The organism is Mesorhizobium huakuii (genome assembly GCF_030160235.1).
In the GTDB taxonomy this organism is placed as follows: Bacteria; Pseudomonadota; Alphaproteobacteria; order Rhizobiales; family Rhizobiaceae; genus Mesorhizobium; species Mesorhizobium huakuii.
Map to the genome: position 1 here is coordinate 13,358 of NZ_BSNY01000007.1, position 13,613 is coordinate 26,970.

Sequence of the window (13,613 nt, forward strand, 5' to 3'; positions counted from 1 at the left end):
CGAGGCTTTCGGCCGACTACCGGACCGCATCCGAAATAGACGATTAACCGGCAACGGGGTAGCTTGGCGGGCACAGGCCAGCGGGATTGAGGCGGATGACAAGCGGAGGGTTGAAGCGGGCGCATGCTGCCATGCTGCTTGGCCTCCTGTTGTCTGGCGCCACCATCTCCGAGCCACAGGCCGCTTCGCGGGTCTGCCGTCAATTGGAAGCCGATCTTGCCGCGGCTTCGCGTAGCGGCGGCGGTGGTCCGGCGATGATCCGCAAATACGATGCCGCGATCGACCGGCAGCGCGAACAGATCTCCAAGGCACGTGACCAGGCGGACAATGCCGGTTGCGGGTTTTCGCTGTTTTCCCGCAACATCAATCGATGCGCCGGGCTCAACGCCACCATCGACCGCATGAACGCCAATCTCGACAGTCTCCAGGCCAAACGTGCCCAACTCGCCGGTGGCGGCGGCTCGCGTCGCGACCGTGGCCGCATCCTGGCCGCGCTCGACGCCAATGGCTGCCGCGACGACACGGTTGCGCCGCGCCGCGCGCCGCTGCAGGAAGCGGGCCGCGAGGAGGACGGCAACGCCAACCTGTTCGACCAACTTTTCGGCGACAATCAGCCCAGCGCCACGCTTGACCAGCCGGACGATCCCGGCGAGGAACGCAATGTCCGCCGCGTCCTGAACCTGCCCGACATTCCGGACTTTCCGGGCACCGGCGGCGAGTTCCACACCACCTGCGTGCGCACCTGCGACGGCTATTTCTTCCCGATGTCGAATGCCGCCTCGGTCGGCGATTTCGAGCGCGACCAGAAGAATTGCGAATCCAGCTGCCCCGGCACCGAAATGCAGGTCTTCTACTCGCGCGGCATGGATGACGATTCGGCCTCGATGACGTCCTCGGTCACCGGCAGGCCGTACAGCGAGCTGCCGACAGCCTATCTCTACAAGCAGCCCAATATGTCGCGGCCGCCGGCCTGCGGCTGCAATGCCGCGCAGAATTTCCAGATCATTGGCGGCAACCCGCCGCCTCCGCAACAGTCACAGCCTGAAACCGATGCCGCACCGTTGGTTCCCGTGCCGGCCTCCAAGCCCGATCCGGCCGCCGACCCCGAAACCCTGGCCAACAGGGAGGGCGGGCTCGATCGCGAAGCCATCAAGCGGCTTTCCGCCAAGCCGGTGACATCGCCCGTATCCGCACTGCCGCCGGAGCAGCGCAAGGTCAGGGTCGTCGGGCCAACGTTCCTTCCCGACCCATCAGCGGCAATAAATCTGCAAGCTCCGGCCCCGAAGGCAGTCCAGTAAGGGCAAGCCTCAGCGGCATGAACAGCCCCTTGCCCTTGCGTCCCGTCGCTTCCCTGATCTTGCCGGTCCAGTCCTTCCAGACCGTTCCATTCCAGGGCTCTTCGGGCAGGACCTCGAAGGCCTTTCCGAGGAAATCTCGATCATCGTCGGAGAACTCCGGTCTGTCCTGCGGCCCCTCGCGCAGGATGCGCCACCAGCCCACCGCATCGGCGAGCCGGTCGAGATTGCCGCGCACCGCCAGCCAGAACGGCTCGGCCTGTTCGCCGGAGATGCCCAGCACCATCAGCCTGTCGCGCGCCTCGTCGAACGACATGTGGTGCATCAGCACGCGGTTGAGCACGAACAGTTCGTCCGGATCGAACTTGGCCGATGATTTCGAGGTCGCGGCCGGGTCGAAATGGCCGGCGAGTTCGGTGAGGTCATGCGCGGCCGCGACATTCTCCGAGGTGCCGACCAGCACGGCGAGCGACGCGACGGCCATCGGCTCGATGCCATCCTCGCGCAGGCTTTCGATGGAGAGTGCGCCGGTACGCTTCGAAAGCCCCTCGCCCGAGACGGTGGTCAAGAGATTGTGGTGGCCGAAGACAGGCGGCTCGGCGCCCAGCGCCTTGAACAGGGCAATCTGCACGCCGGTGTTGGTGACATGGTCGTCACCCCTGATGACGTGGCTGACGCCCATCTCGATGTCGTCGACGACGGATGGCAGCGTATAGAGATAGGTGCCGTCCTCGCGCACCAGCACCGGATCCGAGAGCGAAGCGAGATCGACCGTTTCCTCGCCACGCACCAGATCATTCCAATGAACCTCGGTGCGTTCGGGCTGCAGCGGATCGCCAGTGAAATTGGGCAGCAGGAAGCGCCAGTGCGGCCGGCGCCCATCGGCCTGGTATTCGGCCACCTGCTCATGTGTCAGCGCCAGGGCCTCGCGGCCATAGACCGGCGGCAGGCCCCGCGTGCGGCGCACCTTGCGCCTGAGATCGAGTTCTTCCGGCGTTTCGTAGCAGGCGTAGAGAACGCCCGCCGCCTTCAGCCGTTCGACCGCCGCGTCATAGATCTCGAAGCGCCGTGACTGATATTCGGTGGCATCGGGAAAAATGCCCAGCCAATGCAGGTCGTAGAGGATGGCGTCGGCGAATTCCTGCTTCGAGCGGGCAATGTCGGTGTCGTCGAAGCGCTGGATGAAGCGACCCTTGTTGTTGAGCGCAAACAGCCAGTTGAACAGAGCGGTGCGCGCATTGCCGATATGGATGCGGCCGGTCGGTGACGGGGCGAAACGAACGGTAACTGTCATGAGCGGGGCGTACCGGATGCCTTTGTGATTGACAAGATGCGCCCCCGCACTGGTCGGCACACATAGAACATGATGCGCGCGATGAAAAGACCGAGGGCCATGCGAGGCGCATGGCCCTTATCCGATCAGAACAGCTGATTGAAAGCGATCAGCGGCCGAAATCATCGGAACTGAGGCGGGTCCAGCGGTCGCCCATCAACCCGCCTATGAAGATGTCGCCGGAGCGGACCGCTTGCGCGACCTCGGGGATGCGCGAGCGCACCATCGTTCCCCCGGCATAGCGAAAGAAGACATTCTTGTAGCTGAAGAGTTGCGGCATGAACCTGCTCTGCGTCTGCCCGATGATGCCTGCGCAGCCCATACTCCACGCTTCCTCCATAAGGCCATCCAGCGTCGCGCCCCAGTAAGGTCCAGAGGACTGGAGTTGCAACAGGTTCGCGATGCCGCCAGCCTGACCGTAGAAAGCGTAGCAACCGAGCATTTTGCCGGCTTCGTCGTAGGTCCCGCCGAAATGAAGGGGGCCGTCGGCCTGCTTCTCGGCCGCCAGCGCGAGCAGCCGTGGAAGCTCGCCATCCTGCCAGCGCGGCCGCAGCGCGTAATCGGAGACAAGGGTCGGCAGCCGCTGCGCAAATTGCGCGGCATCCATCGGCTCGCGATGGACCCGGTGTGACGAGGAATGCTGGATAGGCGGCTCGAACCTTTTTCTCGTAAAAGCGTCGAATGCTCGGGCGCAAGGATCGAGCACGAAGCGAGACAGGCTCGGCCATCTGCCGCGAACCATGGCGGAGGCCACCGCGGCCGGGCGGAAAATGCGGGTCCATCCCAGGCAATGCGTCGGCAGGAGCTGGTATTTCATCGGGCGCGCAAAGGCCAGGGATACCCGGTTGGCCGAGTCGGTCAGGTGTAGATCGAATTCGCCCTGATGCACGGCACGCAGCAATTGCGGTCCGGCCGAACCGTGATCGGTGCCGGTGTCGGCCATGAGCGGACCGATGATAGCGGCATTCAATGTCGCGCCGTTGAGCTCGTAGCGGGCTTTCAGGACACCGAGGAAGCCACCCAGATCGCCCTGCGGGTTGATCTGGACAAGAGCGTTGCCCGCGCCGGGCTGACCGGCAGGATCGAGATAGATCTTTCTCATATACTCGGCCGTCCCGGCGATGGCGCGATCGAGGAGATGACGTCGCCGGCGGCGAAACTTCGTCAGGAAGAGTGCGGCGACGCGCTCGAGATCTTCGGCGGCGAGTGGCCGAACCGTGCCGTGCTGAGTTGCCAGCACCGACGGCGCAGCTACCTTTTCCACACCGGTATCTTCGGAAGCAAGTTGCATCGTGAAACAGAAAACCAATCTGATCCCAGGGTACAGGCTTACGCTCCCTAGGTTGCTTTTGCGTAAATATACAACAACCAGTGGTAGAGAAGACGTGTCATGCCCCGGCATCGTAAAAAACGTCTAAACCGCGGGAATGCCGCAAGAGTATGCCGCGCAGGTTACTCCAGCGGACAACGCCTGATGGAGATGGCCTCCGGCCGATGCCGGAGGCCACCTCAGGTCAGATGACCAGTCCCTTGGTCAGTTCGAGCGCCTGACGCTCGAACAGGCGGCGGTAGATGCCGCCCTTCAACCGGATCAGCTCGTCATGCGAGCCTTCTTCGACAATGTTGCCGCGATCGAAGACCAGCAGCCTGTCGAGCGCTCGCACCGTCGACAGCCGGTGCGCGATGACCAGCGTGGTGCGGCCGACCATCAGCCGCTCCATCGCCTGCTGGATCAGCACTTCCGATTCCGAATCGAGGCTTGATGTCGCCTCGTCCAGGATCAGGATGCGCGCGTCGGCCAGGAAAGCGCGCGCGATCGCCACGCGCTGCCGCTCGCCACCCGACAGTTTCACGCCGCGCTCGCCGACCAGCGTGCCATAGCCCTTCGGCAGGCTGGTGATGAAGTCATGCGCGCTCGCCAACTTCGCGGCATGCTCGATCTCCTCCTGCGTCGCGTTCGGCCTGGCATAGGCGATGTTTTCTGCCAGCGAGCGATGGAACAGGATCGGTTCCTGCTGGACGATCGCGATCTGCCCGCGCAGCGACGCCTGCGCCACCTGCGAGATGTCCTGGCCGTCGATCAGGATCCTGCCCGCATTGACGTCATAGAGCCGCTGGATCAGCTTGACGAAGGTCGTCTTGCCGGAACCGGAGTGACCGACGAGCCCGACGCGTTCACCCGGCGCGATATCGACCGAAAAGTCGCGATAGAGCGGCGACCGGTGATTGCCGTAGTGAAAAGTGACCTCGTCGAAGCTTATCGACCCTCGCGTGATCCGGATCGGCCTGGCGCCGGGCCGGTCCTCGATGCCGAGCGGTTCAGACTGGAAATCGACCAGTTCCTCCATGTCGTTGATCGAACGCTGCAGATTGCGGATATGCGTGCCGATGTCCCTGAGATAGCCCTGCAGCACGAAGAACGAGGTCAGCACGAAGGCGACGTCGCCGGCGCTCGCCTGCCCCCACGACCACAAGAGCAGCGACAGGCCGATCACCGCGGCGCGCATGACCAGCAGCAGCGCCCCTTGCGCGGTGCCGTTGATGGTGCCGCGCACCCAGGTACGCCGCGTGCGCGCCCGCCATTTGGCGACAACCCTGGCGAGGCGGCGCTCTTCGCGCTCCTCGGCGCCAAAGCCCTTGACCACGGCGTTGCAGCTCACCGCGTCGGCGAGCGAACCGCCAAGGCGCGTGTCCCAGGTGTTGGCGAGCCTTGCAGCCGGCGCGACATAACCAAGCGACAGCAGCGCCGTCACCATGATGAACAGCACCGAGCCTGCGGCAACGACCACACCCATCAGCGGCCAGAACCAGCCGAGCAGCAGCGTCGAGCCGACGAGCATGACGACCGACGGCAAGAGCGCGATCAGGATCGTGTCGTTGAGCAGGTCGAGCGCCCACATGCCGCGCGTCACCTTGCGCACGGTCGAGCCGGCAAACGAGTTGGCGTGCCAGTCAGTGGAAAAGCGCTGGACGCGATGGAAGGCATCGGCGGCGATGTCGGCCATCATCTTCAGCGTCAGTTCGACAATGCCCATGAAGGCCAGGTTGCGCAGCACGACGCCGGTCAGGGCAAGCGCCATGAGGATGAAGAACGCCGTCATCGCGGCATTCCAGGCAATGGCGTCCGCGCCGGCGCTGCTGGCGACGGCGTCGACCAGCCGGCCGGAATAGAGCGGCGTCAGGACGTCGGCCAGCGTCGACAGCAGGAAACCACCCATGATCAGCGAAAGCCGCCAGGGCTGGCGCCGCCAATGGGTGAGCGTGAAACCAAGAACGCTACGAAAGGCGCTCGCGCGCAAATCGATCTTGAAACGAGCCATGATGTCATTCGGGCGCAAACGAGCCCGATCCCAGTAAGGTCGAAAATTGAAGAAGCCGCGCAAGGGGCTAACGATCGCCCAGAAGCGGAGTGGCATATTTTGGCGTCACGCCCGTAATCGGGCGGCGACCGGCATCTGCATAAGCCTGTGCTCGAACCGGCTCCGTTACGAAGGATGGACCTTCGCGGGGCGCCGGATGAGACCTAGGCTTCGCGGCCTCGCATTACCATATTAAACACTGCCATTCGGACCTCCCGCAAATGAATCGCGGAGTGGCCCTTATAGAGACGCTCTGATGCATCGCCAAGACGGGCCCTGCCCAAAAGCGTATCTGGTCCAACCACTGCGATTATTTTGCAACAACGGCGGCGGAGCTTTCACCGCGTTCCCGTCACTGGGGCGTGCGGTCCAAGCGCATGTATCGGCCGTCGGTCGATGCCTTGAAGCCCAGCTTTTCGTAGACCCCATGCGCATCACCGGTCGACAGGCTCCAGTGCGAGACCGTGCCGAGCTCGGGATGATCGATGAGTGCCTGCACCAGCCGCTGGCCGATGCCTTGCCCGCGGTACTCTGTCCAGATGATGATGTCGGCGAGATAGGCGAACACCGTGCGGTCGGTGATTGCCCTGCCGAAACCGACCTGCTTGCCATCGATGTAGGCGGCGGCGCAGAACGAATTGGCGAAGGCCCGGCGATGAAACTCATCGCTGCGTCCAGCCCCCCAATAGCTCGCCATCAGCAGGTCGGAGGTCGCGCGGAAGTCGATCCGCCCGAGGTCGAAGCTGATCTCACAATCCGGCATGCTGTACCCTCGCCCCGCGGCACCGCATATTTTCGCCCAGCGGACGAACGCGCCTACCCACGATCCCTGAAACGGTTGGTGATGGGGTAGCGGCGGTCGCGGCCAAAATTCTTCCGGGTGATCTTCACCCCCGGCGCCGCCTGCCGGCGCTTGTATTCGGCGATGTAGAGCAGATGCTCGACGCGCGTCACCGTCGCACGGTCATGGCCGCGCGCGACGATGTCGTCGACGCCCATCTCGTTCTCGACCAGGCATTCGAGGATGTCGTCCAGAACCGGATAGGGCGGCAGCGAATCCTGATCGGTCTGGTTCTCGCGCAATTCCGCCGACGGCGCCTTGTCGATGATGTTCTTCGGGATGACCTCGCCCGATGGCCCGAGCGCGCCCGGCGGCACATGGCTGTTGCGCCAGCGCGACAGTGCGTAGACCTGCATCTTGTAGAGGTCCTTGATCGGGTTGAAGCCGCCATTCATATCGCCATAGAGCGTGGCATAGCCGACCGACATCTCGCTCTTGTTGCCTGTCGTGACCACCATCGAGCCGAACTTGTTGGAGATCGCCATCAGGATGGTGCCGCGCGCACGGCTCTGCAAATTTTCCTCGGTGATGCCCTCCTTGGTGCCCTCGAAGAGCTGCGTCAGCGCATGCAGGAAACCTTCGACCGGCTCGAAGATCGGCACGATGTCATAGCGGCAGCCGAGCGCGCGGGCGCAATCCTCGGCGTCCTTGAGCGAATCCTTCGACGTGTAGCGGTAGGGCATCATCACCGCGCGCAGCCGCTCTTCGCCGAGCGCGTCGACGGCAAGGGCCGCGCAGATCGCCGAATCGATGCCGCCGGACAGGCCGAGCACCACATTCTTGAAGCCGTTCTTGTTGACGTAGTCGCGCAGGCCCAGCATGCAGGCGCGATAGTCGGCCTCCTCCCGCTCGGGGATCTTCGACATCGGCCCTTCCGCGCAGACCCAGCCGTCCTCCCCGCGCTTCCACGTGATGACGTCGACCGCTTCCTCGAACTGGCTCATCTGGAAAGCCAATGTCTTGTCGGCGCCGATGGCAAACGACGCGCCGTCGAAGATCAGCTCGTCCTGGCCGCCAAGCTGATTGGCATAGGTGATCGGCAGCCCGCATTCGATCACCTGGCGGATGACCACCTGGTGGCGGACATCGATCTTGGCGCGATAGTAAGGCGAGCCGTTCGGCACCAGCAGGATTTCCGCCCCGCTTTCCGCCAGCGATTCGCAGATGCCGACATCGCCCCAGATGTCCTCGCAAATCGGAATGCCGATGCGCACGCCACGGAAATTGACAGGTCCCTGAATCTCGGGTCCAGCCTGGAAGACGCGCTTCTCGTCGAACTCGCCATAGTTCGGCAGGTCGAGCTTGTAGCGTTCGGCGATGATCTTGCCGCCATCGGCGACGATGATCGAATTGTGCGTGCCGCTCTTGCGCTTCAGCGGCGTGCCGATGATCACGCCTGGGCCGCCATCGGATGTATCGGCTGCAAACTCCTGCGCCGCCTTTTCACAGACCTTCAGGAAAGCCGGCTTCAGCACCAGATCCTCCGGGGGGTAACCGGCAAGGAAAAGCTCGGTGTAGAGCACGAGATCGGCGCCCTGGCGCGCGGCATCCGCCCTCGCCTCGCGGGCCTTGGCGAGGTTGCCGGCGACATCGCCGACGGTCGGATTGAGCTGGGCGATCGCGATGCGCAGTATGTCGGGCTTCTTGGTCATGCCTGCTGACTTAGCGCGGCAAAATTCGCCTCGCAATGGCGTTCGCTTGGACCAACCCCGACCGAATGACAGACGTCATTCGTGCCCGACCGATCAGTCGTCGCCCATATATTCGCGCAACGATTGCGGAGAATGGTTCTCGCCGATCGACATGGCCAGGATACGCGAAATGTGCCGGCGCGGCAGGCCCGTGTCCGCCACCCATTGATTGATCTGCGCCTGGATCTTGTCGAGGTCCTTCTTCGAGGTCGGGCTTTCGGCGATGTCGAGGCCGGCGTCGCGAAGCGCTGCCGCCATGTCGGCCGAAATGACGAAAGCATCCCAGCCCAGCCAGCGCAGGAAATACTGGCCTGTATTGCCGCCCAGGCGGCTGCCATGCTTGCCGAGATAGGCCATCAGCCCGACCTGGTCGCCGGCGGGCCAGTTGGCGAGGAATTCACCGAAGCCGCCATGCTCCTTCGACACGCGTTCGACGAAGGCAGCGTTGTCGCGCACGGATTTGATTTTCTGCGGATTGCGCACAATGCGCTGGTCGGAAGCCAGATCGTGCCAGAAATCGTCAGGCTGGAACAACAGCCGCTTCGGCTCGAAGCGCAGAAACGCCTCCTCGAAGCCCGGCCACTTCTGTTCGATGACGCGCCAGACGAAACCGGCGGCAAAGATCCGCTCGGCCATGGTCGAGAGAATGCGATCGTCGGGGATGTCGGCGACCGCGGCATTGTCGGGCACAGGCCCGAGCAGCGTTGCAAGCTCCGCTTCGCCGCCCTTGCGTTTTGCCGCGCGCAGGCGAATTTTCTGGAAATCGGCCATGGGTCCCTCGCTGTTGGCCTGAATGTACCACTTCCCGCGAGAGGCGGCAGCCTCTACGTCTATCTCCACTGACGACGGAGACGGCCATGTACAAGACAATCGACGACCTGGCGAACCGCTGGCTCAAGCGACGATCGGACGGCCTCAGCCAGTTGGAGAGCCGCGTGCTGCAATCGACGCTCGAGCGCACCACGATCTCCAGGGACACCAACAAGGCCGTCGCTTTCCACCAGACCTTTGGCGACCGCCTTGCCGATACGATCGCCCGCATCGGCGGCTCCTGGTCCTTCATCCTGGGCTTCCTCGCTTTCCTGGTTGTCTGGACAGTTGGCAATGTCTGGCTTTTGACGCGCGATGCCTTCGACCCCTACCCGTTCATCTTCCTCAACCTGGTGCTGTCGATGGTCGCCGCCTTGCAGGCGCCGGTGATCATGATGGCGCAGAACCGCCAGACCGAACGCGACCGCATCGACGCCGCCCACGACTACGAGGTCAATCTCAAGGCCGAGATCGAGATCATGGCGCTGCACGAAAAGTTGGATGAACTGCGCCACAGCCAGATCATCGGCATGCGCGACGAGATCGTTCGGCTGGCGGAAGTGGTCAAGCGCATCGACGAGAGGCTGGCGCGGCAGCAGTCGGCCTCATGACCGAAGCGATCCATCATTTCATCGAACAATATGGGTTGCTTGCCGTCTTCCTCGGCTGTGTCGCCGAAGGCGAAAGTGCTGCCATCCTCGGCGGTTTCTTCGCCCACCAGAATGTTTTCGTGCTGTGGCATGCCATTGTCGCGGCGGCGCTCGGCGCCTTCGTCGGCGACACCTGCTTCTTCATCCTCGGCAGAAGTTTCGCCGACAACCGCCATGTCGTCAGGCTGCGCAGGCGGCCCGGCTTCCGCCGCGCCTACCGTCTGCTCAACACCCATCCCAACATTTTCGTGCTGTCGAACCGCTATGTCTACGGCATGCGCCTGGTCGGCGGCGTCGCGGCAGGCCTGTCGACCGTACCAGCACCCCGCTTCGTCATCCTCAACGCCATCTCATCGATAATCTGGGCGGTGCTGTTCAGCACGGTCGGCTATGTCTTCGGGCTGGGCGCCGAGCATTTCGTCGGCCAGGCGCTGATGCGCCACGAGCGGCTGTTCATCGGGCTCGGCATTGGCCTCGCCGTGGCCGTGCTGGCCTGGTTCGTCGCCCGCCACATCGCCAAGCGGGAGCGTCGCCGGGAGCAGTGATATGGTCGGCGTCGCCCGGAAGGTCAGATGGGAAAGCCGGTGATGCGCTCGATAAGCGCAATGCCCCAGACACCGGCGACGATGACCACCGAAATCAGCACCGCCAGCGAACCGCAATCCTTGGCCAGCTGGATGTCGACATTGAACTCGCGGCTGAAGGCATCGCAGGCCGCCTCGATGCCGGTGTTCAGCACCTCGACCATGATCAGCAACAGCACCGCCCCGATCAGCAGGGCATAACCACGCCAGGACACCGAAACGAACCACGCCGCGGGCAGAGCGAGCACCAGCAGCATCAGTTCCTGCTGGAAAGCCTTCTCGCTGGCGGCCAGCTTGCGAAACGCCCGCACCGAATTGAAAAAAGCGTCGATCAGCCGCTGCATGCCCAAACCTCTTTCCGAATTACCGGCACGAGATAAAGCAACGGCCCGATCAAGGGAATAAGGCGTGTCGCGCAAAATTCATTCAGCGACCGCTATCAAAGGCGTCGACTTTTCAAATTGCGGCAACCCGTCGTCGATCGAATAATAGTCGCCCTTGTCGCCAACGAAGATATGACAGTCGCCCTTGAGACCTGTCGGCTTGTCGAACGCTCCCGCCATGACCGAAATATAGTCTTGAGCCCTTGGCTTCCAGAAAAGCACGGACCCGCATGTCTTGCAGAAACCGCGCCCCGCGAAAGCGGACGCTTCATACCATGTGATGCTTTCGGTGCCCTCGATCACGATGTCGGCGTCGGCGACGTTGGTCGCGGCATAGAAATGCCCGCTCTGCTTCCTACATTGCGAGCAGTGACAGTAGACGACACCGCGCAAGGCTCCCCTTGTCCGGAAGCGGACCGCTCCGCACAGGCATGATCCCTGGTGACTATCGCTCATTTCGGCACTCCTTCTTGAAACCTCGCCCAGCATCGTTGCCAGGATTCCAGCTTTGCGGTGGTTGCGTGCAAGCAAATGCGACATCGATTGGGGTGACAGATTCGAAATTCAGTCTCATTTCCGTCAGCACAACACGCGGATTTCGAAGTCAAAGCCCTCAAAACCGGGCGCGGTCCCGCGATGGTGGTACAAAATTTATGCTTCTACAGCCACAGGTAGCGAAAAACCTGTGGAAGTCGTGCGGATTAAGGAAACTTTAGCGCCACTGCAATTATGGTCACGCCAAGCGAAGGTCGCGGGTGGGGACGCGCCTCTTCGCAAGATGTTCTGGACTATCAGGTCGCGCTCCCCAGGTCGGCGATCAATGGAACCCGCAAATTCCGCGTCGGGATCCGAGGGGAAGAGTGGATCAGACATGCAGCCGGCAGCCGCCACGACCGAACGAAGCACCGACATCGCAGCCACGGTTGTCGCGACCATGCGCCAGCTTGGCGTCCTCGGCCTGCCGCGCAACTACGAAATCTTCTACGAGGCATTGAGCGGCACCAACCGCGAGCTCAGTCTCGCCGTCGTGTCGCTGAGCAGCCGGCCGACGCAGGACGAGCTGGATAAGATCGGACGCGCCTTCTTTGCCCAGAACCACGGCCCCGGCATCGTCGAGCATGCGCGGGACGTCATAGCCCGGGAACTCGAGGAGGTCGCGGCACTGTTGCGGAGCGAACGCAGCCATATCGAAAAATACGGCAGGATCCTCGACGAGACATCGAACGGCCTGAGCGGCCGCAGCCTGCTCTCCCAGGATCTCCTGCAAAAAATCGCCAACGCCATGGCCGTCGCCACCAATTCGACGATCGATCACGGCAAGCAGATCGCTTCGACGCTCAGCGACAAGACGGCCGAACTCGAAAACGTCAAGTCTAAGCTCGAGGAATACAAGCGGCTGGCCGATACGGATCCGTTGACCCAGATCTGGAACCGCCGCGCCTTCGACAAGGAAATCACCCGGATCTACACCAGCAACAAGGGTATCCTGTTCAATGCCTTGATCCTTGCCGACATCGATCGGTTCAAGGACATCAACGACCGCTACGGCCACCCTATCGGCGACAAGATCATCCAGATCATCGCCGAGATTTTCCAGACCAGCATTCGCGGCGACATGTTCGTCGCCCGCACCGGCGGCGAGGAATTCGCGCTGATCATCGAGGGCGCCAGCGAAGACGCCACCTACGAGATCGCCGAGCGCATTCGCGCCCTGATCGAGCAGACGCCGTTCACCAGCAGCCAGACCGGCATGAATTACGGCACCGTGACCGTCTCGATGGGCATCTGCATGGCATCCGAGGCCGAAGGCCCGGAGGACCTCTACACCAAGGCCGACCGGGCGCTCTACCGTTCGAAAGTGAGCGGCCGCAACCGCGTCACCAAGCATTCGACGATGGCCGGCCGCGCCGGCAAGAGCTGGCTGCTCTACAAGAAGGACTGACGCCAGTCGCCGTCGACAGGCGATGCAGGCCTCTTTCCAATTGGATGGCGATGCCCGCCCCCTCAATCAGACATAGACGCAGGCCCAATCAGACATAGGCGAAGCCGGCCGCGATCACACCCAGGGCGCCCAGCGCCAGCGAGCCGATCCACGGCCAGCGCTTGCCATGGGTGATGATGGAGAGTGTCGCGACGGCGATCGAGATGTGCAGCAGCGTCACCGCGAATGTCAGGACATGGTGACGGTGTTCGCGCACGTCGCTATCGCGCAGCTTTTCATCGACCTGCTTTTCAAATTCGGTCGCCTTGGCCTGGATCTCCACGCCATCGGCTTCATTGCGCTTAGCAGCGGCCTGGAATTGGTCGGTTCCTGGGCCACCCATCGCCGTCGCGATCTCATAGCTGTTCTTCTTGATGCTCTTTGCCTGGAAGAAACTCCACTGATCGCTGGCCTTGTTCTGGAGATAGGCAGCCTCGCTCTTGTCGTTTATCGCCTCCGCGGTTTCGAGCGATTCGAAGCTGCCGACCGTCGCGGCGAGAACCGCCAGCACCGCTATGGTAACGGAGACCGTGGTCAGAAAGGGATTGCCTTCATGCGCGGCATGTTCGGCATGCTCGGCGTTCTCGAGGTGCTCTTGGGTAGCGTCTTCCATTGCCATGTCGTCGAATCCTGGCCAGAGATGATTGGGTCGATGGCGTACCTTCACCGCAATCTTGTTTTGCGGA

General features: G+C 62.7%; 13 protein-coding genes. 4 read left to right on the top strand and 9 right to left on the bottom strand.

Annotated elements, in window-relative coordinates; translation table 11 throughout:
• The first annotated feature begins 95 nt into the window (after positions 1 to 95).
• Entirely contained in the window at positions 96 to 1,298 is a 1,203-nt protein-coding gene (locus tag QQK95_RS01420) for a DUF2865 domain-containing protein (protein WP_284268083.1), read from the top strand.
• Here QQK95_RS01420 and gltX read toward each other — a convergent pair.
• The 6 genes from gltX to QQK95_RS01450 all read right to left on the bottom strand — a co-directional run bounded on the left by gltX (position 1,216) and on the right by QQK95_RS01450 (position 9,290).
• Positions 1,216 to 2,589, bottom strand: coding sequence for a glutamate--tRNA ligase (gene gltX, locus QQK95_RS01425; protein ID WP_284268085.1), 1,374 nt, complete (start codon positions 2,587 to 2,589; stop codon positions 1,216 to 1,218). The two genes, QQK95_RS01420 and gltX, sit on opposite strands and share 83 nt — an antisense overlap.
• Before the next feature lie 148 nt (positions 2,590 to 2,737).
• Positions 2,738 to 3,919 (bottom strand): hypothetical protein, encoded by a 1,182-nt coding sequence (locus QQK95_RS01430; protein ID WP_284268087.1) that lies wholly within the window; start codon positions 3,917 to 3,919, stop codon positions 2,738 to 2,740.
• Positions 3,920 to 4,142: 223 nt separating this feature from the next.
• Positions 4,143 to 5,948 (bottom strand): ABC transporter ATP-binding protein, encoded by a 1,806-nt coding sequence (locus QQK95_RS01435; RefSeq protein ID WP_284268089.1) that lies wholly within the window; start codon positions 5,946 to 5,948, stop codon positions 4,143 to 4,145.
• A gap of 391 nt (positions 5,949 to 6,339) precedes the next feature.
• The gene (locus QQK95_RS01440) at positions 6,340 to 6,750 is read right to left on the bottom strand and encodes a GNAT family N-acetyltransferase (RefSeq protein ID WP_284268091.1); all 411 of its coding nucleotides are present in this window, start codon (positions 6,748 to 6,750) and stop codon (positions 6,340 to 6,342) included.
• Positions 6,751 to 6,803: 53 nt separating this feature from the next.
• Positions 6,804 to 8,480 carry an NAD+ synthase gene (locus QQK95_RS01445; RefSeq protein WP_284268093.1) on the bottom strand — a complete coding sequence of 559 codons (1,677 nt, stop codon included), beginning with the start codon at positions 8,478 to 8,480 and terminating at the stop codon, positions 6,804 to 6,806.
• Between the two features lie 93 nt (positions 8,481 to 8,573).
• Positions 8,574 to 9,290: a DNA-3-methyladenine glycosylase I gene (locus QQK95_RS01450; RefSeq protein ID WP_284268096.1), complete on the bottom strand. Its 717-nt coding sequence runs from the start codon at positions 9,288 to 9,290 to the stop codon at positions 8,574 to 8,576.
• Positions 9,291 to 9,376: 86 nt separating this feature from the next.
• Here QQK95_RS01450 and QQK95_RS01455 point away from each other — a divergent pair, with 86 nt between their 5' ends.
• Positions 9,377 to 9,940, top strand: a complete 564-nt coding sequence (locus QQK95_RS01455; protein WP_284268098.1) for a DUF1003 domain-containing protein — start codon at positions 9,377 to 9,379, stop codon at positions 9,938 to 9,940.
• Positions 9,937 to 10,524: a DedA family protein gene (locus tag QQK95_RS01460; RefSeq protein ID WP_284268100.1), complete on the top strand. Its 588-nt coding sequence runs from the start codon at positions 9,937 to 9,939 to the stop codon at positions 10,522 to 10,524. The genes QQK95_RS01455 and QQK95_RS01460 overlap by 4 nt, the downstream gene beginning before the upstream one ends.
• A gap of 23 nt (positions 10,525 to 10,547) precedes the next feature.
• Here the strand turns inward: QQK95_RS01460 and QQK95_RS01465 are convergent, their stop codons facing one another.
• Positions 10,548 to 10,907 carry a diacylglycerol kinase gene (locus tag QQK95_RS01465; RefSeq protein ID WP_010909685.1) on the bottom strand — a complete coding sequence of 120 codons (360 nt, stop codon included), beginning with the start codon at positions 10,905 to 10,907 and terminating at the stop codon, positions 10,548 to 10,550.
• Positions 10,908 to 10,985: 78 nt separating this feature from the next.
• Positions 10,986 to 11,402 carry a GFA family protein gene (locus QQK95_RS01470; RefSeq protein WP_284268105.1) on the bottom strand — a complete coding sequence of 139 codons (417 nt, stop codon included), beginning with the start codon at positions 11,400 to 11,402 and terminating at the stop codon, positions 10,986 to 10,988.
• 415 nt (positions 11,403 to 11,817) lie between these two features.
• On the opposite strand from QQK95_RS01470, the gene QQK95_RS01475 reads away from it, so the two are divergent.
• The gene (locus QQK95_RS01475) at positions 11,818 to 12,888 is read left to right on the top strand and encodes a diguanylate cyclase (RefSeq protein ID WP_284268107.1); all 1,071 of its coding nucleotides are present in this window, start codon (positions 11,818 to 11,820) and stop codon (positions 12,886 to 12,888) included.
• 88 nt (positions 12,889 to 12,976) lie between these two features.
• Here the strand turns inward: QQK95_RS01475 and QQK95_RS01480 are convergent, their stop codons facing one another.
• Positions 12,977 to 13,546, bottom strand: a complete 570-nt coding sequence (locus QQK95_RS01480; RefSeq protein WP_284268109.1) for a DUF4337 domain-containing protein — start codon at positions 13,544 to 13,546, stop codon at positions 12,977 to 12,979.
• Between the last annotated feature and the right edge of the window lie 67 nt (positions 13,547 to 13,613).